The 21,771-nt window shown below is 74.2% G+C and carries 21 protein-coding genes, 1 tRNA gene and 5 pseudogenes; 20 read left to right on the top strand and 7 right to left on the bottom strand.

All coding sequences use genetic code 11. From position 1 onward, the window contains the following. Positions 1–29: 29 nt before the first annotated feature. The 3 genes from BJF81_RS02025 to BJF81_RS02015 are packed head-to-tail and all read right to left on the bottom strand — an operon-like array spanning position 30 to position 2,625. Positions 30–878, bottom strand: a complete 849-nt coding sequence (locus tag BJF81_RS02025; RefSeq protein WP_075956938.1) for a MetQ/NlpA family ABC transporter substrate-binding protein — start codon at positions 876–878, stop codon at positions 30–32. Between the two features lie 56 nt (positions 879–934). Further along, positions 935–1,594: a methionine ABC transporter permease gene (locus tag BJF81_RS02020; RefSeq protein ID WP_075956937.1), complete on the bottom strand. Its 660-nt coding sequence runs from the start codon at positions 1,592–1,594 to the stop codon at positions 935–937. Then, positions 1,591–2,625 carry a methionine ABC transporter ATP-binding protein gene (locus tag BJF81_RS02015; RefSeq protein ID WP_075956936.1) on the bottom strand — a complete coding sequence of 345 codons (1,035 nt, stop codon included), beginning with the start codon at positions 2,623–2,625 and terminating at the stop codon, positions 1,591–1,593. The genes BJF81_RS02020 and BJF81_RS02015 overlap by 4 nt, the downstream gene beginning before the upstream one ends. Positions 2,626–3,054: 429 nt before the next feature. Between BJF81_RS02015 and BJF81_RS02010 the strand changes: the two genes are divergently transcribed. From BJF81_RS02010 to BJF81_RS01985, 6 genes and pseudogenes are all read left to right on the top strand, one after another. After that, a complete protein-coding gene (locus BJF81_RS02010) occupies positions 3,055–4,467 on the top strand; it encodes an FAD-binding oxidoreductase (RefSeq protein ID WP_075956964.1) in 1,413 nt (470 codons plus the stop codon). Further along, positions 4,464–5,771 carry a class I SAM-dependent methyltransferase gene (locus BJF81_RS02005; protein ID WP_075956935.1) on the top strand — a complete coding sequence of 436 codons (1,308 nt, stop codon included), beginning with the start codon at positions 4,464–4,466 and terminating at the stop codon, positions 5,769–5,771. Before BJF81_RS02010 ends, BJF81_RS02005 begins: the two co-directional genes overlap by 4 nt. Before the next feature lie 75 nt (positions 5,772–5,846). Further along, positions 5,847–6,203, top strand: coding sequence for an NADH-quinone oxidoreductase subunit A (locus BJF81_RS02000; protein ID WP_075956934.1), 357 nt, complete (start codon positions 5,847–5,849; stop codon positions 6,201–6,203). Between the two features lie 51 nt (positions 6,204–6,254). Next, entirely contained in the window at positions 6,255–6,824 is a 570-nt protein-coding gene (locus tag BJF81_RS01995) for an NADH-quinone oxidoreductase subunit B (RefSeq protein WP_075956933.1), read from the top strand. A gap of 31 nt (positions 6,825–6,855) precedes the next feature. Continuing rightward, a pseudogene (locus BJF81_RS20690) lies at positions 6,856–7,167 on the top strand (NADH-quinone oxidoreductase subunit C); the annotation flags it as partial. A gap of 166 nt (positions 7,168–7,333) precedes the next feature. Next, entirely contained in the window at positions 7,334–8,197 is an 864-nt protein-coding gene (locus BJF81_RS01985) for a CoA transferase (protein ID WP_075956932.1), read from the top strand. Here BJF81_RS01985 and BJF81_RS01980 read toward each other — a convergent pair. Further along, positions 8,178–8,360, bottom strand: coding sequence for a PspC domain-containing protein (locus tag BJF81_RS01980; RefSeq protein WP_075956931.1), 183 nt, complete (start codon positions 8,358–8,360; stop codon positions 8,178–8,180). The two genes, BJF81_RS01985 and BJF81_RS01980, sit on opposite strands and share 20 nt — an antisense overlap. Before the next feature lie 63 nt (positions 8,361–8,423). Here BJF81_RS01980 and BJF81_RS01975 point away from each other — a divergent pair, with 63 nt between their 5' ends. The 12 genes and pseudogenes from BJF81_RS01975 to htpX all read left to right on the top strand — a co-directional run bounded on the left by BJF81_RS01975 (position 8,424) and on the right by htpX (position 17,327). Next, positions 8,424–8,810, top strand: coding sequence for a hypothetical protein (locus tag BJF81_RS01975; RefSeq protein WP_075956930.1), 387 nt, complete (start codon positions 8,424–8,426; stop codon positions 8,808–8,810). Positions 8,811–8,873: 63 nt separating this feature from the next. Continuing rightward, the gene (gene nuoH / locus BJF81_RS01970) at positions 8,874–9,848 is read left to right on the top strand and encodes an NADH-quinone oxidoreductase subunit NuoH (protein WP_075956963.1); all 975 of its coding nucleotides are present in this window, start codon (positions 8,874–8,876) and stop codon (positions 9,846–9,848) included. Then, the gene (locus BJF81_RS01965) at positions 9,845–10,339 is read left to right on the top strand and encodes a 4Fe-4S binding protein (RefSeq protein ID WP_075956929.1); all 495 of its coding nucleotides are present in this window, start codon (positions 9,845–9,847) and stop codon (positions 10,337–10,339) included. The genes nuoH and BJF81_RS01965 overlap by 4 nt, the downstream gene beginning before the upstream one ends. Beyond that, a complete protein-coding gene (locus BJF81_RS01960) occupies positions 10,336–10,833 on the top strand; it encodes an NADH-quinone oxidoreductase subunit J family protein (protein WP_075956928.1) in 498 nt (165 codons plus the stop codon). Before BJF81_RS01965 ends, BJF81_RS01960 begins: the two co-directional genes overlap by 4 nt. Beyond that, positions 10,830–11,159: an NADH-quinone oxidoreductase subunit K gene (locus tag BJF81_RS01955; protein WP_075956927.1), complete on the top strand. Its 330-nt coding sequence runs from the start codon at positions 10,830–10,832 to the stop codon at positions 11,157–11,159. Before BJF81_RS01960 ends, BJF81_RS01955 begins: the two co-directional genes overlap by 4 nt. A gap of 77 nt (positions 11,160–11,236) precedes the next feature. Then, positions 11,237–12,196, top strand: a pseudogene (locus BJF81_RS20685) (proton-conducting transporter transmembrane domain-containing protein); the annotation flags it as partial. Positions 12,197–12,216: 20 nt separating this feature from the next. Beyond that, positions 12,217–12,453 (top strand): annotated as a pseudogene (locus BJF81_RS20185) (hypothetical protein); the annotation flags it as partial. 222 nt (positions 12,454–12,675) lie between these two features. Next, positions 12,676–13,230, top strand: a complete 555-nt coding sequence (locus tag BJF81_RS18855; RefSeq protein WP_237769956.1) for a hypothetical protein — start codon at positions 12,676–12,678, stop codon at positions 13,228–13,230. After that, positions 13,227–14,261, top strand: coding sequence for a proton-conducting transporter transmembrane domain-containing protein (locus tag BJF81_RS20180; protein ID WP_269087295.1), 1,035 nt, complete (start codon positions 13,227–13,229; stop codon positions 14,259–14,261). The genes BJF81_RS18855 and BJF81_RS20180 overlap by 4 nt, the downstream gene beginning before the upstream one ends. Further along, positions 14,195–14,833, top strand: coding sequence for a proton-conducting transporter transmembrane domain-containing protein (locus tag BJF81_RS20175; RefSeq protein ID WP_269087296.1), 639 nt, complete (start codon positions 14,195–14,197; stop codon positions 14,831–14,833). The genes BJF81_RS20180 and BJF81_RS20175 overlap by 67 nt, the downstream gene beginning before the upstream one ends. Beyond that, positions 14,830–16,388: pseudogene (locus tag BJF81_RS21290) on the top strand (proton-conducting transporter transmembrane domain-containing protein). The gene BJF81_RS20175 and the pseudogene BJF81_RS21290 overlap by 4 nt, the downstream one beginning before the upstream one ends. A 64-nt stretch (positions 16,389–16,452) precedes the next feature. After that, positions 16,453–17,327 (top strand): annotated as a pseudogene (htpX, locus tag BJF81_RS01935) (zinc metalloprotease HtpX). Positions 17,328–17,361: 34 nt separating this feature from the next. Here the strand turns inward: htpX and BJF81_RS01930 are convergent. The 3 genes from BJF81_RS01930 to BJF81_RS01920 form a co-directional block, all read right to left on the bottom strand. Then, the gene (locus BJF81_RS01930) at positions 17,362–18,789 is read right to left on the bottom strand and encodes a hypothetical protein (RefSeq protein WP_075956926.1); all 1,428 of its coding nucleotides are present in this window, start codon (positions 18,787–18,789) and stop codon (positions 17,362–17,364) included. Between the two features lie 22 nt (positions 18,790–18,811). Next, complete coding sequence (locus BJF81_RS01925; protein WP_075956925.1) at positions 18,812–19,354, bottom strand: RNA polymerase sigma factor; 543 nt, start codon at positions 19,352–19,354, stop codon at positions 18,812–18,814. Between the two features lie 184 nt (positions 19,355–19,538). After that, a tRNA-Tyr gene (locus BJF81_RS01920) sits at positions 19,539–19,621 on the bottom strand. Between the two features lie 77 nt (positions 19,622–19,698). Here BJF81_RS01920 and BJF81_RS01915 point away from each other — a divergent pair. Next, a complete protein-coding gene (locus BJF81_RS01915; protein WP_075956924.1) occupies positions 19,699–20,196 on the top strand; it encodes a YajQ family cyclic di-GMP-binding protein in 498 nt (165 codons plus the stop codon). A 122-nt stretch (positions 20,197–20,318) separates the two neighbouring features. Beyond that, positions 20,319–21,767 carry a DUF4389 domain-containing protein gene (locus tag BJF81_RS20680; protein ID WP_083663921.1) on the top strand — a complete coding sequence of 483 codons (1,449 nt, stop codon included), beginning with the start codon at positions 20,319–20,321 and terminating at the stop codon, positions 21,765–21,767. Positions 21,768–21,771 lie beyond the last annotated feature (4 nt).

The raw sequence follows: 21,771 nt of genomic DNA, 5'->3' as shown, positions 1-21,771 counted from the left end.
CGGGTCGGGTGGTGCGGGTGGTCGGCAGGTCAGAAGGCCGCGACGACGGCCCCGTCGTAGGTCTCGTCGATGTGCCGGCGGACCTCCTCGGAGGTCAGCAGCTCCAGCAGCGTGACGATCCGCGGGTCCTCCTCGTCGCCGGCGCGGACGACGAGCTGGTTGGCGTAGGTGGTGTCGCTGGTGTCCTCGGCGACCAGGGCGTCGTCCTGGGGCGAGAGCTCGGCGTCGAGGGCGTAGTTGCCCGGCACGGCCGCGACGTCGACGTCACCCAGGCTGCGGGGCAGCTGGGCGGCCTCGACCTCCTCGAACCGCAGGTCCTTGGCGTTGTCGGTGACGTCGAGCAGGGTCGGCACCGGGGCGTCGGGGTCGGCCAGGGTGATGAGCCCCTCCTGCGCGAGCAGCTTCAGGCCGCGGGAGCCGTTGACCGGGTCGTTGGGGATCGCGACGGTCGCCCCGTCGGGCAGGTCCGCCAGGTCGGCCACCGTCTCGGAGTACAGGCCCATCGGCTGGAAGCTGATGGTCGCCAGCCCGGTGAAGTCGTAGCCGGCCTGCTCCTCCTGGTCGGCCAGGAAGACGCCGTGCTGGTAGTAGTTGGCGTCCACCGAGCCCTGGTCGAGCGCGACGTTGGGCTGGACGTAGTCGGTGAACTCCACGATCTCGAGGTCGATGCCGGCGTCGTCGGCCAGCTCCGCGTCGACGAACGCCAGGATGTCGGCGTGCGGGACGGGGGTGACGGCCACGCGCAGCGGGGCGGAGGTGTCCGCGCCCTCGGCGCCGGGACCGGTGCCCGCCGAGCCGCACGCGGACAGGGCGAGGGAGGCGGTCAGGGCGGTGGCCGGAAGGGTCAGGGCGGGACGGCGGAGGCGGGAGACGGGCATGGCGGGTCCTTGGAGGAGGAGGGGGCGGGGGAGACGGGTATGGGGTGCGCGCCGGCTCAGCGGTGCGCGAGGCGGCGGGCGAGACGGTCGCCGGCGGACTGGAGCAGCTGGACCATGACGAGCAGGACCACCACGACCGCGACGGTGACGCCGGTGTCGAAGCGCTGGTAGCCGTGGCGGATGGCGAAGTCGCCCAGCCCCCCGCCGCCGATGGCGCCCGCCATGGCCGAGTAGGAGATGAGGGCCACGAGCGTCACCGTCGCGGCCGCGACCAGGCCCGGTCGGGCCTCGGGGAGCAGGACCACGCGCACGATCTGCCCGGTGCTGGCGCCCATGGAGCGGGCGGCCTCGACCTTGCCGGGGGCCACCTCGCGCAGCGAGGCCTCCACGAGGCGGGCGAAGAAGGGCACGGCCGCGATGGTCAACGGCACGATCGTGGCGGTGGACCCGATGGTCGTGCCGGTCACCAACCGGGTGACCGGTGCCACGAGGACGAGCAGGACGATGAAGGGCACCGAGCGGCCGACGTTGACGAACGCCCCGAGGACCTGGTGGACCACCCGGCGGGGGGTCAGCCCGTCGGGGGCCGTGAGCAGCAGCAGGACGCCGAGGGGAATCCCCAGCAGGACGGCCAGCACCATCGAGACGCCCACCATGTAGGTGGTCTCCAGGGTGGCCTGCCACAGCGCCGGGGCGATGCGGTCCCAGTCGATCATGCGAGGGCTCCTTCGAGGGTGCGGTCGGTGGGCCGGTCCGCGAGGGCGCCGGTGGCGTCGTCGTCGACCGCGGGCTGGTGGGTGGCGAGGTGGTCGAGGGCGGCCCGGACCTGCCCGGGGGTGCCGTCGAGCCGCAGCTGGAGCCGGCCGAAGCGCTGGTCGCCGAGGGTCTCGACGGAGCCGGCGAGCACGGCGACGCGCACGTCGTGGAGGCGGATGAGGTCGGTGAGGACGGTGTCGTGCTCGGTGGTGCCGACGACCACCTCCACCACCTGCTCCCCGGCGGGAGCGGCGGGCGGGGGCAGCAGCCGGGTGGCCAGGGGCGAGCCCGGTCGCCGGACGACGTCCCCCAGGGCCCCGGAGTCGACGACCCGCCCGGACTCCAGCAGGGTGACGTGGTCGCAGGCGCGCTTGACGACGTCCATCTCGTGGGTGATGAGCACCGTCGTCAGGTCCAGCTCCTCGGTCAGGGTGCGCAGCAGCGCCAGCACCGAGGCGGTGGAGACCGGGTCGAGGGCCGAGGTCGCCTCGTCGCAGAGGAGCACCTTCGGCCGGGGCGCGAGCGCACGGGCGATGCCCACCCGCTGCCGCTGACCGCCGGAGAGCTGGGCCGGGTGGGCGTCGAGCTTGTCGCCCAGACCCACCCGCTCCAGGAGCTCCGCGGCGCGCGTGCGGCGCTCGCGGCGGCCGACGCCGGCCAGCTCCAGCGGCAGCTCGACGTTGGCCAGGACGGTCCGCGAGTCGAGCAGGTTGAACTGCTGGAAGATCATGCCGATGCCACGCCTGGCCCGGTCGAGCTCGGCGGCGCCCAGGGTGGTGAGCTCGACGCCGTCGACGGTCACCGTGCCGGCGGACGGGCGTTCCAGCAGGTTGACGATGCGCGCCAGGGTGGACTTGCCCGAGCCGGACGGTCCGACCACCCCCATGACCTGGCCGCGCTCGACGCGCAGACCGACGTCGTCGAGCGCGGTCACGGCGGGGCTGCGGCGCCGGGCGGGGAAGGTCTTGGAGACGTGCTGCAGGGTGATCACGGTGGTTCCTCACGACGGACAGGTCGGTGGGGCCCCCTCCCGGGCCGCGTCGGGGCGGCCGCAGGGCGGGGGCGGGGGGCAGGAAGGGGAGGGGGTGGTGAGGGGACGCTCGGGCGGTGGCGTCAGCGGGCGCGCCGCCACGACGCCGGGGGCTGCTGCCCGCCCGGCGCCCGGCACATTCGTCGGTCGATCCTCGAGGTCCTCATCGCGGGTCCCAGGCTACCCGTGCCCTGGCGGTGGGACCAACGTCGTCGTCGAACGATCTTCCACCTGACGCGAGGGGGTGGCCGGTCGGCCGGAACGATCTTCGAGCGTGAGCGGGGACGAGGGGCTGGTCTTCGGCAAGGAGGCGGTGGGACGGCGGGCTTCGACGGCGGCGACGCCCACTGAGAGGTGCGCCACACCCGGTGGAGGGGCATGATGGCGGCCATGGGTCCGGCCCGGTCGCCACGTTACGAGGCGGCGGTGCGCTCCGCCCGGGAGTCGTACGCCGCCCTGCCCCTGGACGCCCCCGTCCGGCTGGCGAAGAAGACCTCCAACCTGTTCCGCCCACGCCCGGACGCCGGACCGTCGGGGCTGGACCTGTCCGCCCTCCAGGGCGTCTTCGCCCTGGACGTCGAGGCCGGCCTGGCGCGGGTGGGGGGCCTGACGACCTACGAGCAGCTCGTCGACGAGCTGCTGCCCCACGGGCTCATGCCGCTCGTCGTGCCGCAGCTGCGCACGATCACGATCGGCGGGGCGGTCATCGGGCTGGGCATCGAGGCCACCTCGTTCCGCTCCGGCCTCCCGCACGAGTCGGTCCTCGAGATGGACGTGCTCACCCCGACCGGGGAGGTGGTGACCGCCTCCCCCGACGGGGAGCACGCCGACCTCTTCCGGACGCTGCCCAACTCCTACGGCTCCCTGGGCTACGTGCTCGGGCTGGTGATCCAGCTCGAACGCACCAGCAGGTACGTCGTGCTCGAGCACCTCCGGTTCGACTCCGTCGAGGCGGTCGTCGCCGCGATCGGGGAGGTCACGGCCACGGGGGCCCACGGGCAGGCCCACGGCGGTGCCCGGGTCGACTTCATGGACGGCGTCGTCTTCGGACCCACCGAGTCCTACCTGACGCTGGCCCGGTGGTCCGACAGCCTCGAGGGCGCGACCCGGCCCGGCGACCACACGGGAGCCGAACCCTTCTACCGTTCCGTCCAGCACCGCCGCCGGGACGTGCTCACCGCCGCCGACTTCCTGTGGCGGTGGGACACCGACTGGTTCTGGTGCTCCCGGGCCTTCGGGGCCCAGCGCCCGCTCGTCCGCCGGGTCTGGCCCCGCCGGCTGCTGCGCAGCGACGTCTACTGGCGGATCATGGCCTTCGAGCAGCGCCACGGCTGGGTGTCGGCCTACCGTCGGGCGCGGGGGCGGCCCCGCCAGGAGCGCGTGATCCAGGACGTGGAGATCCCGCTGGATCGCACCGCGGACTTCCTGCGCTGGTTCCTGCGCGAGATCCCCATCGAGCCGCTGTGGCTCTGCCCGGTCCGGCTGCGGACGACCACCCCCGGGCCGGACGGGGGGCCGCCGTGGCCGCTCTACCCGATGCGGGTCGGGGAGGACTACGTCAACGTCGGCTTCTGGTCGGCCGTCGACGTCCCGCCCGGGGGGCGGCACGGTGACACCAACCGGGCCGTCGAGGAGCAGGTGCACGCCCTCGGCGGCCACAAGGGCCTCTACTCGGAGTCCTTCTTCGACGAGGCGACGTTCGAGGAGCGCTACGGCGGTGCGGCGTACCGGCCGGTCAAGCAGCGCTACGACCCCGAGGGGCGGCTGCCCACCCTCTACGACAAGGCGGTGCGATCGCGATGACGAGGACCTCGACCGGCGAGAGGAAGGGTGCCGGTCCCGGCAGCTCCCGGACCGTGGCCGCCACGATCCACGAGCTGCTGGGCGAGCCGCCGCAGGTCCGGGTCGTCGCGCCCGACGGCTCCAGCGCGGGCCCCGACGCCGGACGGGTGCTGCGGATCCGCACCACCCGGGGCCTGAGCTACATCGCCACGCACCCGGGCCAGCTCGGTTTCGTGCGGGCCTACCTCCAGGGCGACCTGGTCGTCGACGGGATGGACGAGGCCTACCCCTACGAGGAGCTGAAGCTGCTCGGCGGCCTCGACCTGAGGCGTCCTCCGCTGCGCGAGGTGCCCGACCTGCTCCGGATGGCCCGCGCCACCGGCCTGCGGGTGCCGGAGCTGCCCGACCTGGAGACCCCGTCCGAGCTGCGCAAGCTCGCGCACGGTCTGCGCCACGGGCGGCGGCGGGACGCCGAGGCGGTGCAGCACCACTACGACGTCTCCAACCGTTTCTACGAGATGCTCCTCGGCCCGTCGATGACCTACACCTGTGCGGTCTACCCGCACGAGGAGGCCTCGCTGGAGGAGGCGCAGGAGGAGAAGTACGACCTGGTCTGCCGCAAGCTGGGGCTGCGGCCGGGGATGCGGCTGCTCGACGTCGGTTGCGGCTGGGGCGGCATGGTGCGGCACGCCGTGCGCCACCACGGGGTCACCGCCCTGGGCGTGACGCTCTCCCGCGCCCAGGCCACCTGGGCCCAGGAACGGATCGCGGCCGAGGGGCTGACCGGGGCCGAGGTCCGCCACGCCGACTACCGGGACGTCACGGAGCGGGGCTTCGACGCGGTCTCCTCGATCGGCCTCACCGAGCACATCGGGGTGCGCAACTACGGGCGCTACTTCGCCTTCCTGCGCGACCGGCTCCGTGACGAGGGGCGGCTGCTCAACCACTGCATCACCTGGCGCGACCCCGACCGTGCCCCCATGCGCCAGGGCGACTTCGTCTTCCGCTACGTCTTCCCCGACGGCGAGCTGGCGGCGTCCGGACGCATCGTCACCGAGATGGAGCGGGTCGGTCTCGAGGTGCAGCACCACGAGAACCTCCGGGCGCACTACGCCCGCACCTGCGGGGCCTGGTGCGAGAACCTCCGGGACCACTGGGACGAGTGCGTGGCCGAGGCGGGACTGGCGACCGCCAGGGTCTGGGGGCTCTACCTGGCCGGGTCGCGGCTGAGCTTCGAGCGCGGCGGCATCCAGCTGCACCAGGTGCTCGCGACCCGCACCGGTGCCGACGGCGGCACCGGGTACCCCCTGCGGCCGCGGTTCTGAGCGGGCGGCGCGACGGCATACCCCGTCGTGCGCACCTCCCGCCGCGCCCGGCGGGATGCGACTAGGGTGGGCGCGATGCGTGAGTACCTCGTCGTCGCGGCCGTCGCCCTGGCCGGCGTGGCCCTCGTGGCCGCCGGCTCGGGCGTGCGTCGCCTGCTCGCGCCGGACGACGCGACCCCCGCCAAGCTCACCACCTACGAGTCCGGCGTCGACCCGATCGGCAGCGGGTGGGAGCAGGGCAGCGTGCGCTACCTCGTCTTCGCGCTCCTCTACGTCATCTTCGCCGTCGACGCGGTCTACCTCTTCCCGTGGGCCCTGGTCATCCGCAGCGAGCTCGGCGTCGCCAGCCTGGTGGAGATGGCGATCTTCATCGGGGTGCTCGTCGTCGCCCTCCTGCACGTGTGGCGCCGCGGCCTGCTGAGGTGGTGGTGACCATGGCGGCCCAACCCCCCCGTCGCCAGCGCGCCGGGCACCTCCACCGCGCTGGCCACCCCCCGGGTCGGAGCACCCGCGGAACGCGCACCCCGCGCGGTCCAGGTGGTCCTCAACTGGGGACGCAAGTACTCCCTGTGGGTGTTCAACTTCGGCCTGGCCTGCTGCGCGATCGAGTTCATCAGCGCCTCGACGGCCCGGCACGACTTCATCCGGCTGGGGGTGATCCCGTTCGCGCCGGGGCCCCGCCAGGCCGACCTCATGGTCGTCTCCGGGACGGTCACCGACAAGATGGCGCCGGCGATCCGGCGGCTCCACGACCAGATGCCCGAGCCGAAGTACGTCATCTCCTTCGGGGCATGCTCCAACTCGGGCGGTCCCTACTGGGACTCCTACTGCGTCACCAAGGGGGTCGACCAGCTCATCCCCGTCGACGTCTACGTGCCCGGGTGCCCGCCCCGGCCGGAGGCGCTGCTGGCCGGGATCGTCCAGCTGCAGGACCAGATCGCCGCCGAGGTCCCCGGGCGCGCGCGGGCGCACGCGCGCTACGGCGACCGGGACGTCTCCGCGGGCGAGGTCACCCGCGGGCTGGTGCGCCCGCCCGGGACGGACCCGGCGTGAGCGTCGAGCGCCGGCGGGTCCGGCCGGGGGAGTGGGTCGCGGCGGTGCGCGCCGCCCGCGACGAGGGGTATGCCTTCTTCGACTGGCTCTCGGCCGTCGACGAGACCGACGCCACCGACGAGCACGGCCCGGGCCTGGACGTCCTCTGCCACCTGATCGACGTGCGGCACGGCGAGGGCGCCTGCGGCGGGTGCTGCTCACCACGAGGGTCCCCGACGGCCAGCGGCTCGGGTCGGTCACGCGGATCTTCCCCGGCGCCGGCTGGCACGAGCGGGAGACGCACGAGATGTTCGGGCTGGACCTCGAAGGGTTCGACGACGGGACGGGGGAGGGGCTGCGTCCGCTGCTGCTGCCCGAGGGGTTCGAGGGGACCCCGCTGCGCAAGAGCTTCGTGCTGGCGGCCCGGGCGTCCAAGGCGTGGCCGGGCGCCAAGGAACCGGGCGAGGGGTCGGGGGCGAGGCGCTCGCCGTCCCGCCGTCGGCTGCTGCCGCCGGGGGTGCCCGACCGTCGTGGGGCCCACGGTGACGCTGCCGGACGACCCGCCGCTGCAGGGCACCAAGGTCGTCACGGTCGCCGTCAACCTGCCGGGGCCGCTCGCCGCGGCGCGCCTGGCCGGTCTCGGGGCGCAGGTCACGACCGTGCTGCCGCCCGGTGGCGACCCGCTGGAGCACTACCAGCCGGACTGGTACGCCGACCTGCACCGCGGCCAGGAACTGGTCACGCTCGACCTCAAGCGGGAGGACGCCCGGGAGCGGCTGGACACCCTGCTGGCCGACGCCGACGTGCTGATCACCTCGTCCCGGCCGTCGGCGCTGCGACGGCTCGGTCTGGACTTCGGGACGCTGCACGAACGTCATCCCCGCCTGTGCCAGGTGGACGTGGTGGGCTCCCCGGGGCGGCGGGCCGAGCTGCCCGGCCACGACCTGACCTACCAGGCGGCGGTCGGCCTGGTGCGTCCCCCGCACCTGCCGGCCACGCTGGTCGCCGACCTCCACGGGGCCGAACGGGCGGTCGGGGAGGCACTGGCCGCCCTGCTGCGGCGCACGCGCACAGGGGTGGGGTCACGGCGGGAGGTCGCCCTCGAGGACGCGGCCGCGGCGATGGCCGAGCCGGCCGTCCGGGGTCTCACCGCCCCCGGGGGTCTGCTGGGCGGGGGCCTGCCGGGGTATGCGGTGTACCCGGCCGCGGAGGGGCACGTCGCCCTCGCCGCGCTCGAGCCGCACTTCCTGCGTCGGACCGCTGAGGCCCTGGGGGTGGAGACCACCCACGAGGCCTTCGCGGAGGTGTTCAGCCGACGGACGGCCCAGGAGTGGGCGACGTGGGCCGCCGAGCACGACGTGCCGCTGTCGGCGGTCAGCGCTCCTTGGGGATGATGATCCACAGGGCGAGGTAGACGAGCTCGCCGACGCCGACCAGCCCGAAGATGACGAAGCCCACCCGGACCAGGAACGTCGGCAGGCCGAAGCGTTCCGCCAGCGCGGCGCAGACGCCGGCGATGATCTTGCCCCGACGGGGACGGACCAGGGTGTTCGACATGACGGTGCCTTTCGTCGACGGGTCTTCAGTCTGCCACCGCGACGTCTCTGCCAGAGTGACGGTATGCGTCTGCCGGCGATGCCCCACCCCCATCTGATCGTGCTGCGCAGCGCGGTGACCGTGGTGCTCAGCTGTCTCATCGGCCAGGCCGGCTGGGCCGCCGCCTTCCTCGACGGGCAGGACCGGTACCTGCGCCACCACCAGGTCGGTGCCTGGGTCACCCTCGCCGCGGCGGTCCTGTCCGCGCTCGTCTACCTCCTCCTGCGACGGTCCGCCGGCCCCGTGAACACCACCCTGGCCGTGCTGCTCGCCCTGGCGGTCACCGTCCAGTTCGCCCTGGGGGAGACCGACCAGCGGGCGCTGCACATCTTCCTCGGCGTCCTCGTGGTCATGCTCGGCACGGCCCTGACCTCCTGGACCTACCGCCACGAGATGCCCTCCCGTCGCTAGCCGGCCTGCCGGGCCCGGCGCGGGGTCAGCGCGGCGTCGGTGGACTTGGTTAGGGTGGCGCCGATGCCGTCCGAGCTCCCCCTCCTCGTCGAGGTCGCCCTGAAGGCCGCGGTGGTCCTCGCGGTCTTCCTCACCATGCCCCTGGCCCTGGGCCAGCTGGAGCACAAGGTGATGGGTCACATGCAGGGACGTCTGGGCCCGATGGAGGCCGGCCCCCACGGGATCCTCCAGCTGGTCGCCGACGGCATCAAGTTCGTCCAGAAGGAGGACGTCACCCCGGCGGCGGCTGACCGTCCGGTGTTCCGGCTGGCCCCGGCCGTGGCGCTGATCCCCTATCTCGTGGCGCTCGCCGTCATCCCCTTCGGCGCGGCCTGGGTGGCCGCCGACGTGCCCGGCTCGCTCCTGCTCGTGCTGGCCGTGACCAGCGTGGGCGTCATCGGCACCCTCATGGCCGGCTGGGGAAGCGGCAACAAGTACTCCCTGCTCGGCGGCATGCGGGCCGGCGCCCAGCTGGTCTCCTACGAGCTGCCGCTGGTCATCGCCGCGGCCAGCGTGGCCATGGCCGCGGGCACGCTCTCGCTGACCGGCATCGTCCAGGAGTGGTCCTGGTGGTGGTTGCTGTGGCAGGCGCCGGCGGCCCTCGTCTTCCTCGCCGCCAGCGTCGCGGAGCTGCAGCGCACCCCCTTCGACGCCCCGATCGCCGACTCCGAGGTGGTCTTCGGCCCGCTCACCGAGTACACCGGGCTGCGCTTCGCCTTCTTCCTGCTCGCGGAGTACGCCGGCATGGTGGTCATGGCGCTGCTGTTCACCGTGCTGTTCCTCGGCGGCTGGCGCGGCCCCTGGGACGAGATCGCCGTCGTCGGCGTGCTCTGGACGCTGCTGAAGGCCGCGGTCGTGGGGGTGGTCTTCCTCTGGCTCCGGGTGGCCTGGCCCCGCGTGCGCGAGGACCAGCTGCAGCGCTTCGCCTGGCTGGTGCTGCTGCCCGTGGCCCTCCTCCAGCTGGCCGTGACCGGCGTCGGGGTGGTGGTCCTGCAGTGAGAGGCAAGGGTCTGCTCAAGGGGCTGCGTACGACGGCCCGGGTCCTCGCGCGGGGTGCGCACACCCGGCAGTACCCGCACGAGCAGCCGGCCCTGCCCGAGCGATCCCGCGGCGTCATCGCGCTCCTCGAGGAGAACTGCACCTCCTGCATGCTCTGCGCCCGCGAGTGCCCCGACTGGTGCATCTACATCGACTCCCACAAGGAGGAGCTGCCGCAGGAGGGCGACGCCCCGCGCGGACGGCCCCGCCTGGTCAACAAGCTGGACCGGTTCGAGATCGACTACTCGCTGTGCATGTACTGCGGGATCTGCGTGGAGGTGTGCCCCTTCGACGCCCTCTTCTGGGCCCCCGAGTTCGCCTACGCCGAGGGGGACATCCGCAACCTGCTCCACGACAAGGAACGGCTCGGCGGCTGGATGGAGCAGGTCCCGCCCGCCACCCTCCCCGAGGGGCACCGGCCCGGCACCGTGGACGAGGGGGGTGAGCGGTGAGCGGTCTGGACGTGCTCTTCCTCGCCGTCGGCCTGCTCACCGCGGGCTCGGCCCTGCTCGCGGTGACGGCCGGCCGCGTGCTGCACGCGGCGCTGTGGCTGGTCGTGGCCCTCCTGGGGCTCGCCGGCTGCTACCTGGTGCTGGGGGCCGAGCTCGTCGCGCTGGTGCAGCTGCTCGTCTACGTCGGTGCCGTCGTCGTGCTCATCCTCGTGGCGCTCATGCTCACCCGGGCCGGCGGGGTGCCCGTCGTCACCTCCGGGGGCCAGCGCGCGGGCGCCGCGGTGGTGGGTGCGGCCACGACCCTGCTGCTGGGCACGGCCCTGGTCGGCAGCGTCGGACGGGACCGGGTCGAGCTGACCGGCCCGGACAACGCCCGCGTGGCCGAGGGGATCTTCGGGGTCTACGTCTGGCCCTTCGAGCTGCTCTCGGCCCTGCTGCTGCTCGCGCTCGTGGCCGGGGTCGCGATCGCCCGGGGCGGGGGGAAGCGGTCGTGATCCATCCCGCGCTGCCCTCCGTGCTCGTCGCCGTGCTCGCCGGTCTGGGCGTCTACGGCATCCTCGCCCGCCGGCACGCCGTGCTCGTCCTCGTGGGGGTCGAGCTCATCCTCGGGGCGGCGGGGCTCCTGCTCGTCACCGTGGGCTCCACCACCGTGGGGGAGGGCACGGCGGCGGCCACGTCCGGGCCCGTGCTGACGCTGTTCCTCATCACCATCGCCGCGGCCGAGGTGGTCGTGGCACTGGCCGTCTTCCTCGCCCTCTCCCGCGAACGCGGTCACGTCGACCTCGCGGCGCCCCTCGAGGACGGGAGCTCGACGCCGTGACCCGCCTGCCCGCCGCGCCACCGGCCCCGACCGTGTCCTGGGACGACCTGCAGATCCCGCTGCCGCCGTTGCCGCCGATGCCCGACCTGCCCTTCCTGCCCGGGGTGCCCGACTTCTGGGGCACGCCGATGCAGTGGCTGGTCGCCGTCCCGGCGCTCACCGCGCTGGCGGTGATCACCCTCAGCGGCCGGTCCAACCGGCTGGCCGCCTGGCTCGGGGTGGGCGGCGGGCTGGTGACCTTCCTCGCGGCGCTGTGGCAGCTCGTGGTGCTCGTCCGGGTCGACGGCCGGCACGTGTCCGGGTCGGTCGGGGCGCTGCCGCTCGGCGAGCTGACCGTCCCCCTGGGACTCCAGGTGGACTGGCCCCTGGGCCTGGTCGCCGTCGCGGTGGCCCTCGTCGCCCTGGTCGTGCAGGTCTACGGACGGTGGTACCTCTGGTACGACCCGCGCTACACGGTCTTCGCCGCCACGGTGGCCGCGTTCACCGCGGCCATGCTGCTGACCGTCCTTGCGGACGACGTGCTGCTGCTCCTGGTCGGCTGGGAGGTGATGGGCTGGTGCTCCTACCTGCTCATCGGTCACCACTCCACCCGCGCCGCCGCCCGCCGGGCGGCGCTGAAGGCGCTGCTCGTCACCCGCACCGCGGACGTGGGTGTCGTCCTGGGGCTCGTCGTCCTCGCGGCCGGGGCCGGGACGACCTCGCTCACCGGGATCGTCGAGCACTGGTCGGGCGTGGCCGAGGTGGCCGGGGAGGCGGGCTCCCCGGGGCCGGCCCTCACCGCAGCGATGGTCCTGCTCGTCGTCGGCGTGGCCGGCAAGTCGGCGCTGTTCCCCTTCCAGGACTGGCTCCCCGACGCGATGGAGGGCCCCACCCCGGCGTCCGCGCTGATCCACGCGGCGACCATGGTCGCCGCCGGCACGGTGGTGCTCGTCCACCTCTTCCCCCTCCTGGCGGCGACGGACACCGCCCGGACGCTGCTCGCCGTGCTCGCCGCCGTGACGATGCTGGGCGCCGCCCTGCTGGCCTTCGCCCAGGGCGACCTCAAGCGCCTCCTGGCGTGGTCCACCGTCAGCCAGGTGGCGCTCATGCTGGGCGCCTCGCGGCGGCGACGCCGCAGACGGGTCCGGACGCGGCGACCCAGCACCTGCTCGCGCACGCCTGGTTCAAGGCGCTGCTCTTCCTCTCGGCCGGGTGGCTCGGCGTCCTCGTCGGTGGCACGGCGATGGCCGTGGTCGCCTCGGGCGGTCGGCGCTACCGCGTGCTGCGGCGACGGTTCGCCTGGGGCCTCCTCGCCCTCGCGGGGGTGCCTCCCTTCGTCGGGTTCGTCTCCAAGGAGCTGGTCCTCGGCACCGCCGAGACCGGCGCCGTCGGGGCCGGCGGCCCGGCCTCGGTCGTGGTGCTCGCCGCCGTGGGTGCATCGGCACCTCTCACCGCCGCCTACTGCATGCGGGCCTGGCTGGTCCTGGACCGGCCGACCCTGGCCCAGCAGCACGCGGCGACCTACCACGCCGGACCGGTGGAACGGATCGACGACTTCTTCGACGAGCCCCAGGTCGTGCACGAGGCCGAGGGGGTCGAGCGCGCCGAGGCCGCGATCACCTCCTCCGCCCGGCTGGGGACGACCGTGCTGACGCTGATGACCCTGCTGGGCTCGGTCGTGGCCCTGCTGCCCGTGTGGCGTTCCGACGTGCATCTGAACGTGCAGCTGCTCCTGGCCACCCTCGTCCTCATGGCCGCCGCCGCCCTGGCCGTGTGGTTCGCCGCCCGCGGGGTCCGCACCCGGGACGCGGCCGCCCGGGTCCCGGCCCGGCTGAGCCTGGCGGCCGAACGGGGGCTGGGCGCCGACTACGCCTACCGGCTCGTGGTCGCCACGCCCGTCCTGGCGCTGGCGCGGGCGGTCACGTGGTTCGACGGCGAGGTGCTGGACGCCTGGGTGCGTGGCGCCGGGGCGGGGGCCCGGCTCGTCGGCCGGGCCGGTGACCTGCTGACGCCGCGGCGCGTCACCCCGTCCCTGGCCGGGGTGCTCGGCGGCATGCTGCTCGTCGTGCTCGTGGCGGTGGTGACCTCATGACCGGCTCGCTGCGCTCGGCGCTCGAGCAGGCCGTCGGCCTCGTCCCGGACCTGGGCACGTGGTGGCTGCTGCTGGCCCTCGGGCCGCTGCTGGTCGGGGCGGTCGTCCTGCTCACCGCGGACCGGTGGCCGAGCGTGCCGGGCCACCGGGCGGTGCACACCCTCTCCCTCGCCGCGGCGGCGATGTCGGCCGTCGGATCGGCCGGGACCGCGCTGCACCGGCCCGAGCTGGAAGTCTCCTGGATCCCCAGCCTGGGGGTCTGGCTGCGGCTGTCCGCGGACGGGATCAGCATCCCCCTGGTCCTGCTCACCGCCGTCGTCGGCGTGGTGGCGGTGCTGCAGCACCTGCACGTCCCCCCGCCCCACCGCCGGGTCGACGTCGACGAGGAGACGCTGGACACCACGGCCCCCATCCCGCTCCTGCGGGGGACCGACGTGCCGGGGCTGGCCTCATACGACGCCTCCCTGCTGCTCGTGGTGCTCGGTGCGCTCGTGGCCTTCCTCGCCGGCGACGCGCTGCTGTTCTTCGTCGGGTTCGAGCTGGTGCTCGTGCCGATGTGGGTGCTCGTGGCCCGCTGGGGCGACCCGGGCAGCGACCGGGAGGGGGCGGCGCTTCGCTTCCTGCTCGTCACCGTGCTCGGGTCCACGCTCGTCCTCGTCGGCCTGCTCGGGGTCGCCGCGGCGACCGGCACCACCGACCTGTCCGTCTGGGCCGACCTGAGGGGGCAGGGCATCGCACCGCGCACCCAGGTCGTGCTGGCCGCCCTGCTGCTCACCGGCCTGGCGCTGAAGGTGCCGCTGTGGCCGCTGCACACCTGGCTGCCGTGGGTGCACGCCACCGCGCCCACCGCCGGGTCGGTGCTGCTGGCCGCGGTCCTGCTCAAGCTGGGCACGTACGGCATGGTCCGGCTCGTCGTGCCGGTCGTCCCCGAGGCTTCGCCGCCCTCGCGCCCCTCCTCGGCGGGCTGGCGGTCATCGGCATCCTCTGGGCGGGCCTGGCCTGCCTCGTCGAGCGCGACCTCAAACGGCTGATCGCCTGGGCCTCGGTCGCCCACCTCGGCTTCGTGGTCCTCGCCCTGGCCACCGGCACGGAGACCGGCCTGCAGGCAGCGCTCTTCGGCAACGTGGCCCACGGCCTGATCTCCGCGCTGCTGTTCGTCGTCGTCGGCGGGCTCAAGCACCGGTGGGGCTCGGCCGACCTCACCGTGGCCCGGGCGGCGCTGCGCGAGGTCAGCCCGCGCCTGGGCGCCGCCCTCGTCCTGGGGATGGCGGCGGCGATGGGACTGCCCGGACTGGCCGGCTTCTGGGGGGAGATCGGTGCCGTCTACGCCGCCTGGGCCCCGGCCGAAGGACGTCCGCAGACCTGGTTCCAGGGGTATGCCGTGGCCGCCGCCGTCGGCGCCGTGCTCGCCGTGGCCTACGGGGCCCGCGTGCTCAAGGAGGCGTGGGCCGGTGAACGGGTCGAGCCGCGCATCCCCGACGCCGTGCTCACCGAACGGCTGTCTGTGCGCATCCTGGGGGTCCTCGTCCTCCTGCTCGGCGTGCTGCCCCACCTGCTCCTGGCCGTCACCGCCCCGGCGGTCGAGGCGGTGCTGGCCCGATGACCCTCGAGCTCGACCTCGTCGCCACCCTCCCGGTGCTCGCGCCCCTCGTCGCCGCGGTCCTCGTCCTGCTCCTGGACGCCGCCGTCCCCGGCCGGCGGGAGCCGCACCTGCTGGTCGCCGGCGGTGGCCTGCTCGCCGGGGCGCTGGGCACCTGGCCCGGTCTCGGACTGGTCGCCGGCGACGCCCGCACGGCGTTCTGCCTGCCGTCGGGTGAGTGCCTCTACACCGCCGACCGGCTGACCTCGGTGCTGCAGCTGACCGCGCTGCTGGGCGGGCTCGTCGTCCTCGTGCTCGCCTGGGACGACTGGCGCCAGCCCTCCGGCGTGGGCCGGACGCCCGTCGTGGCAGCACTGGTCCTGGGGGCGACCGCCGGCGCCGCCGCCGTCCCCGCGGCCGGCGACCTCGGCACGCTGCTGGTCGCCCTCGAGCTGGCGACGCTGCCGACGGTGGCCCTGGTCGTCCTGGCCGACCCGCGGTGGACCTCCGGCGGCCGTGCCGGGGCGGTCGACGGGGCCGTCTCGCTGCTGACCACCTCGCTCGTCTCGTTCGGGCTCATGGCCCTCGGCGCGGCCTTCTGGGTCGCCGCCACGGGGACGGCCCTGCTGGCCGTCCCCACCACCGACGACACCGGGCTGCTCGCGGTCGCGGCGGTGCTGCTGCTGGCCGGCCTGGCGTTCAAGGTGTCCGCCGTCCCCTTCCACGCCTGGACCCCCGTCACCTACGCGCGGGCGCCCTGCCCGTGACGGCATACCTCGCGACCGTCTCCAAGGTCGCCGCCCTCGGCGGACTGGTCGTCCTCGTCCGCGCGCTGGGGACGGTGGACGGCACGACGCTGCTGGCGGTGGCCCTGCTCGCCGCCCTGTCGATGACCGTGGGCAACCTCGTGGCGCTGGGCCAGGTCGACACCGTGCGGCTGCTCGCCTGGTCCACGGTGGCGCAGGCGGGCTGGGTGCTGCTGCCGCTGGCGGCCCTGTCCTCCCGGGCGGTGCACGCCGCGGGGTCCTACCTGGTCGTCTACGTCGTCGGCACGCTGCTCGCACTCGTCGTCGTGGTGGCGGTGGCCCGGCCGGCGACCGGTGGTCCGGTGACCACCGGCCCGGGGACGGCGATGACCGCCCACCGCGGCCTCGTGCGGACCCGTCCGCTGCTGGGGCTGCCGCTGGCCCTGGCGCTGCTGACCCTGGCCGGTCTGCCGCCGGCCGTGCTCGGGCTGGTCGCCAAGATCGTCGCCCTGCGCCCGGTCGCGGCGGACGGCACCTGGTGGCTGGCGGTGGTGGCCGCCCTCAACGTGGCCCTGGGCATCGCCGTCTACGTCCGCTGGGTCGCGGTGCTGCTGCAGACGCCCGACCCGGCCCAGGCCGTGCAGGCCACCTCGCCCGGCGACGGGGCCGACGGGGACGGTGACGACGCCCAGGAGGGTGCGGACCGCCCGGCGGTCGACGACGCCCAGGAGGGCGCGGCCCGCCCGAGGGTCCCGGTGCGTGAGGGCGTCCTGGTCGCCGTCCTGACCGCGGTCGTCGTCGTGGGCAGCATCACCCCCGTCGGCGTGCTCTGAACCGTCGCCGGACGGGGGCCGCCCCGGCGGAACACGGGGGGCCGGGACAGACGTTGGACCCGACATGCACAACCACTTCAACGGCGCCAAGACCGCGCTGCTCTTCGGCGCCATCATGGCGCTCTTCCTCGGGCTGGGCGCGGTCGTGGGCGCAGGACGCTACATCTGGCTGTTCGCCTGATCGGCCTGGGCACGACCTTCTACAGCTACTGGAACTCCGACAAGCTGGCCATCCGGGCGATGCGTGCGCAGCCGGTCACCCCCGAGCAGCAGCCGCAGATGTACCGGATCGTCGAGGAGCTCTCCGCCCAGGCCGGCAAGCCCATGCCCCGGCTCTACGTCAGCCCGACCGCCGCGCCCAACGCCTTCGCGACCGGCCGCAACCCGGAGAACGCCGCGGTGTGCTGCACCGAGGGGATCCTGCACCTGCTCGACGAGCGCGAGCTGCGCGGCGTCCTCGGGCACGAGCTCATGCACGTCTACAACCGGGACATCCTCACCAGCTCGGTGGCCGCCGGGATCGCCGGCGTGATCACCTCCGTGGCCCAGATGATGCTCTTCTTCGGCGGGGCCGGCCGGGGCAACGGCGGCAACCCGCTGGCGATGCTGGCGATGGCACTGCTCGCCCCGTTCGCGGCCACGGTCATCCAGCTGGCCATCTCCCGGACCCGGGAGTACGACGCCGACGAGGACGGCGCCGCCCTCACCGGCGACCCCTTGGCCCTGGCCTCCGCGCTGCGCAAGCTCGAGGCCGGCACCGCGCGGGCGCCGCTGCCGCCAGAGCCCCGGCTCCAGAACGCGGCGCACATGATGATCGCCAACCCGTTCCGGGCCAAGGACGTCGGCAAGATCTTCGCCACCCACCCGCCGATGGACCAGCGGATCGCCCGGCTGGAGGGGATGGCGCAGGCGCGGCAGCCCGGCATCGAACGCCGCTGACCCTGACCGCGCTCCGGCCGAGGTCGGCGTCCCGTCACTCCCAGCTCTGCCAGTCGATCGCCTCGTCGGCCACCGCCATCACGGTGTAGTGCATCCCGTCGCCGGTGAGCAGCTTCCACACCGGAACCTCGAGCGAACCGCCGGTCTGGGTCCACATGGTGCCGCGGACGAGCTCGGCGTCGGTGACGGTCTTGTCCTTGATGAGCATGGGGATCTTCATCCCGGGTTCCGGCGGGGTGGGCTCGGGCATCTCGTACTCGGGGTAGGGCATCGACGTCGACGCGCCGTCGTCGGCCCAGGAGAGGTCCTCGGGGATCGAGACGCCGTAGTCGACGGAGAACTCCCGGCGACCGTGCCGCTCGACGGCCTCCACCGGCGAGATCACCGGGTAGGTCCCCAGAGAGGTGGGCTCCCCGGTCACTCCCCAGGCGCTGACGACCCCCTCGGGCCCGACCGTGACCGTGACGGTGAGCTCCTGGAAGCTGGAGTCGGCGGGCCGGCCCTCGACCGCCACCGTGCCGGAGGTGGGGTCGTCCCAGCCCGGGGCCACCAGGTCCCAGTCCTCGCCGACCACCCCCGTGCCGGTGAGGAAGTCGCGCGCGGCCGCGACCGCCTGCTCCGGGGTCGGTGTCTCGCCGGCCACCTCGCGGCAGTTGGCCGGGTCGGGCATCGGCACGTCCGGTCCCATGGCGTCCGTCCACTCCTGGGCCATCTGCGCGCGGCCCTCCTCGTCGCTGGGGACCATCTCCCGGCACCAGGGTGAACGGTAGCTGTCCTCGTAGGAGTAGTTCAGCGCCCCGCCGTCGGCCGCATGGACGCTGAGCATGCGTCCCGTCGCCGGGTCGTAGAGACCCTGCCCGGCCCCCCAGAGGTCGTCGGCCTCCACGACGCCGGCCCCGTCCAGCCCCAGGGACCGGGCCCAGTCGGCCAGGAACTCCTCCGCGTCGAGGGCCGACACCAGCGTGCGCACCTCTCCGGTCGTGCGCTCCTCCGGCAGGCCCTCGCCCGCGACGAGCCGGACCGGTCCCGGGTCGTAGTTCGCCCCCTCCACGGTCCCCCCGCTCGTCGGCACACCGTCCTGCGACGCCGGCACCGAGCCCTCCATGTCCTGGACCGGCTGCGCGCCCGGGGACAGGCCCGGCAGGGCGTCGTCGACGGCGGGGCCGACGTCCGCCTCGCGCGCCGCGACGACCCCGGGGTCCTCGCCGCTCCGGGCGCCCAGGACGTAGCCCCCCGAGCCCATGCCCAGGGCCAGCGCGACCGTCGCCGCCACCCAGGGGAGGGTCGCCGCCCGGCTCCCCCGCCACACCTCGTCGGGCACGGCGGTGGCCCGGTCCGCGCCCAGGCTGTCCGGCGCCTTGCCGGCGATGCGCGCCCGCAGCGTCCGCAGGTCGGGATGGGACCCGGTGGCCGGGTCGCTGGCCCGCAGACGGGCCAGGGCCTCGTCGTCGTGGTCGACCATGGTGCAGATCCTCCTGGGTCGTTCAGTGGTCCTCGGACCAGGCCTGGCGCAGCCGGGCCCGGGCGCGGGAGAGGGCGGCCGCGGCGCCGCCGCGGGTCAGGCCGAGGGCCTTGGCGAGGCCCTCTCCGTCCATGCCCTCCCAGGCGTGCAGCATGAGCACGGACCGGTCGCGGCTGCTGAGCCGGGCCATCGCCGTGCGCACCTCCTGGTCGGCCATGACGAGCTCGGCGGGGTCGGCCGTGCGCGTGGTGTGCCGTTCCTGCTCGTTGCCGTACTCCGAGATCAGCGTCAGCGTCGGCCGTCGCCGGTGGTTGGCCAGGACGTAGGAGGCGGTGCGGTAGAGCCACGGCAGCTCGAAGCCGGCCGGGATGCGGTCCCGGCGTCGCCAGGCCGTGGCGAACACCTCGGCGGCGAGGTCCTCCGCGTCGTCGCGGGCGGCCCGTCGCACGAAGTAGCGGTGCACGGCGGTCGCGTGGTCGGCGAAGAAGGCGTCGAACCACGCGGCGTCCCGGGTGTCCACGGCGAGGGCGGCCGGTCCGTCGTCGTCGGCGAGGCTGCCGGCCATCGCTCCTCCTGGCGCACGAGTGGCGCCGCCCCCGGTCGGGGGCCGACACCCGCACTATGTCCCCGGCGGGCCCGGTGTTGCACGAAGCGCGCCGCGGGACCGTCGCCGGGCGAGGGAGCAGCCGCGGTCCGACCGGCCCCGGAACGGCGAAGGGCCCCACCCTGGTGGGGCCCTCTCGCGGGAGTGGCAGGTGCAGGATTCGAACCTGCGTAGGCATACGCCGACGGATTTACAGTCCGCTTCCATTGGCCGCTCGGACAACCTGCCAGTGCGCTGCGCGCGGATGAAAGGATAACAGGACGGGACCACGGGTCCGAACCGAGCGCAGCAGGAGGTATGCCGTCATGGCCGACTCGTCCTTCGACATCGTCAGCAAGGTCGACCACCAGGAGGTCGCCAACGCCGTCAACCAGGCGGCCAAGGAGATCAACCAGCGGTACGACTTCAAGAACGTCGGGGCCCGGGTGGAGCTGTCCGGCGAGACCATCACGATGGCGGCGAACAGCGAGGAACGCTGCAAGGCCGTGCTCGACGTGCTGCAGACCAAGCTGGTCAAGCGCGGTGTCTCGCTCAAGCACCTGGAGTACAGCAACGACGGCGAGCCGCGGGCCTCGGGCAAGGAGTACCGCCTGGAGGCCGCCCTGACGTCGGGGATCTCCAGCGAGAACGCCAAGAAGATCTCCAAGATCATCCGCGACGAGGGCCCCAAGGGCGTCAAGCCGACGATCCAGGGGGACGAGCTGCGGGTGACGTCCAAGTCCCGCGACGACCTCCAGGAGGTCCAGCGCCTGCTCAAGGGCAAGGACCTGGACGTGGCGCTGCAGTTCACCAACTACCGCTGACCGCGGGGTCGGCCCCCGCCGTGTGGCGGTGGAGGGGTGACCTTGGTCACGGCGGGCCCGAGCCTCTTCCGCCGCCTCCCGGGGAGAGATAGGGTGGGGTTGACAAAAAGAAGGTGATCGCGATGACTGCGGTCCTCGCACCGGGAACCGTTCCCGCATACCCCCTCCACCTTATCGCTGACCCCGGTCCGGACCGGCCCTCCCGTGGGCTGTGGCTGGTCAAGTGGGTGCTGGTCGTCCCGCACGCGATCGTGCTCGCCGTGCTGTGGGCGGCCTTCGTGGTCCTCACGGTCGTCGCGTTCTTCGCGATCCTGTTCACGGGGCGGTATCCGCGCGCGATCTTCGACTTCAACGTCGGCGTCCTCCGGTGGAGCTGGCGGGTGGCCTACTACTCCTACGGCGCCCTCGCGACCGACCGCTACCCGCCGTTCACCCTGCAGGACGTCCCGGACTACCCGGCCCACCTCGAGGTCGACCCGCCCGGGCAGCTCTCGCGGGGCCTCGTCCTCGTCAAGTGGTGGCTGCTGGCGATCCCGCACTACCTGATCGTCGGGCTGCTGACGACCAACGGCATCCGGTTCGTCGACGACGCCCGCGTGGACGGCCTGGCCTGGGAGACCGCGGAGGGCACCCGGTGGGCCTGGGAGAGCGGCGGCCTGATCGCCCTCCTGGCCGTGGTGGCCGGGTTCTTCCTGCTCTTCACCGGCCGCTACCCCCAGGGCCTCTACGACCTGCTCCTCGGCCTGAACCGCTGGGTGCTGCGGGTGGCCGCCTACGCCGGCCTGATGACCGACACCTACCCGCCGTTCCGGCTGGACCAGGGTGGCCGCGGCGACCTCCAGGACACCCTGGCGCCGACCGGGCCGGCCGCCGTTCCGCAGGACCGGACCGTCCCGGCCCGGCACCCGGGCACCGGCAGGTCGCACGCCTGGACGGCCGGCCGCACCGTGGCCGTGGTCGCCGGGGCCCTGGCCCTGCTCCTCGGCCTCGGGCTGGTCGTCGGCGGCGCGGGCGTCTCGGCGCTGCGGCAGGACGGCTGGGTCACCAGCCCCACCCTGCGGGTGCAGACGGACGGGTATGCCGTGGCCACCGAGCCGCTCGAGCTGCGGGGCCTGGGCCTGGACGAGGGGCTCGGCGAGGTCCGGGTCCGTGCCCAGGACGCCGACGGCGGCGAGGTGTTCGTGGGTGTCGCCCGGGCCGACGACGCGGCGTCCTACCTCGCCGGGGTCGAGCACACCGTGCAGACCGGGCCGCTCACGGCCGACGTGCGCGAGGTCTCCGGCGTCGCCCCCCGCACCGACCCCTACGGGCACGACGTCTGGGTGGCCAGCGCCGAGGGTCCCGGCCGGCAGTCGGTCGAGCTGCCGGCCACCTCCGGCAGCTGGGTCGCCGTCGTCATGCCGGCCGACGGCAGCAGGGGCCTGGAGGCCCGGATCGACGTGGCCGCGACCATGCCCTGGGCCCGGCCCCTCGGCGGGACGCTGCTGGCCCTGGGGGTGGTCCTCCTGCTCGGCGGCGGCGCGGCGATCGCCCTCGCGGTGCGGGCGGCCGAGGCGGGTGCCCGGGAGTGACCTA

It is taken from the genome of Ornithinimicrobium sp. CNJ-824, assembly GCF_001942405.1.
GTDB lineage: Bacteria > Actinomycetota > Actinomycetes > Actinomycetales > Dermatophilaceae > Ornithinicoccus > Ornithinicoccus kibberensis.
This window is presented reverse-complemented; position numbering and strand designations above follow the sequence as displayed.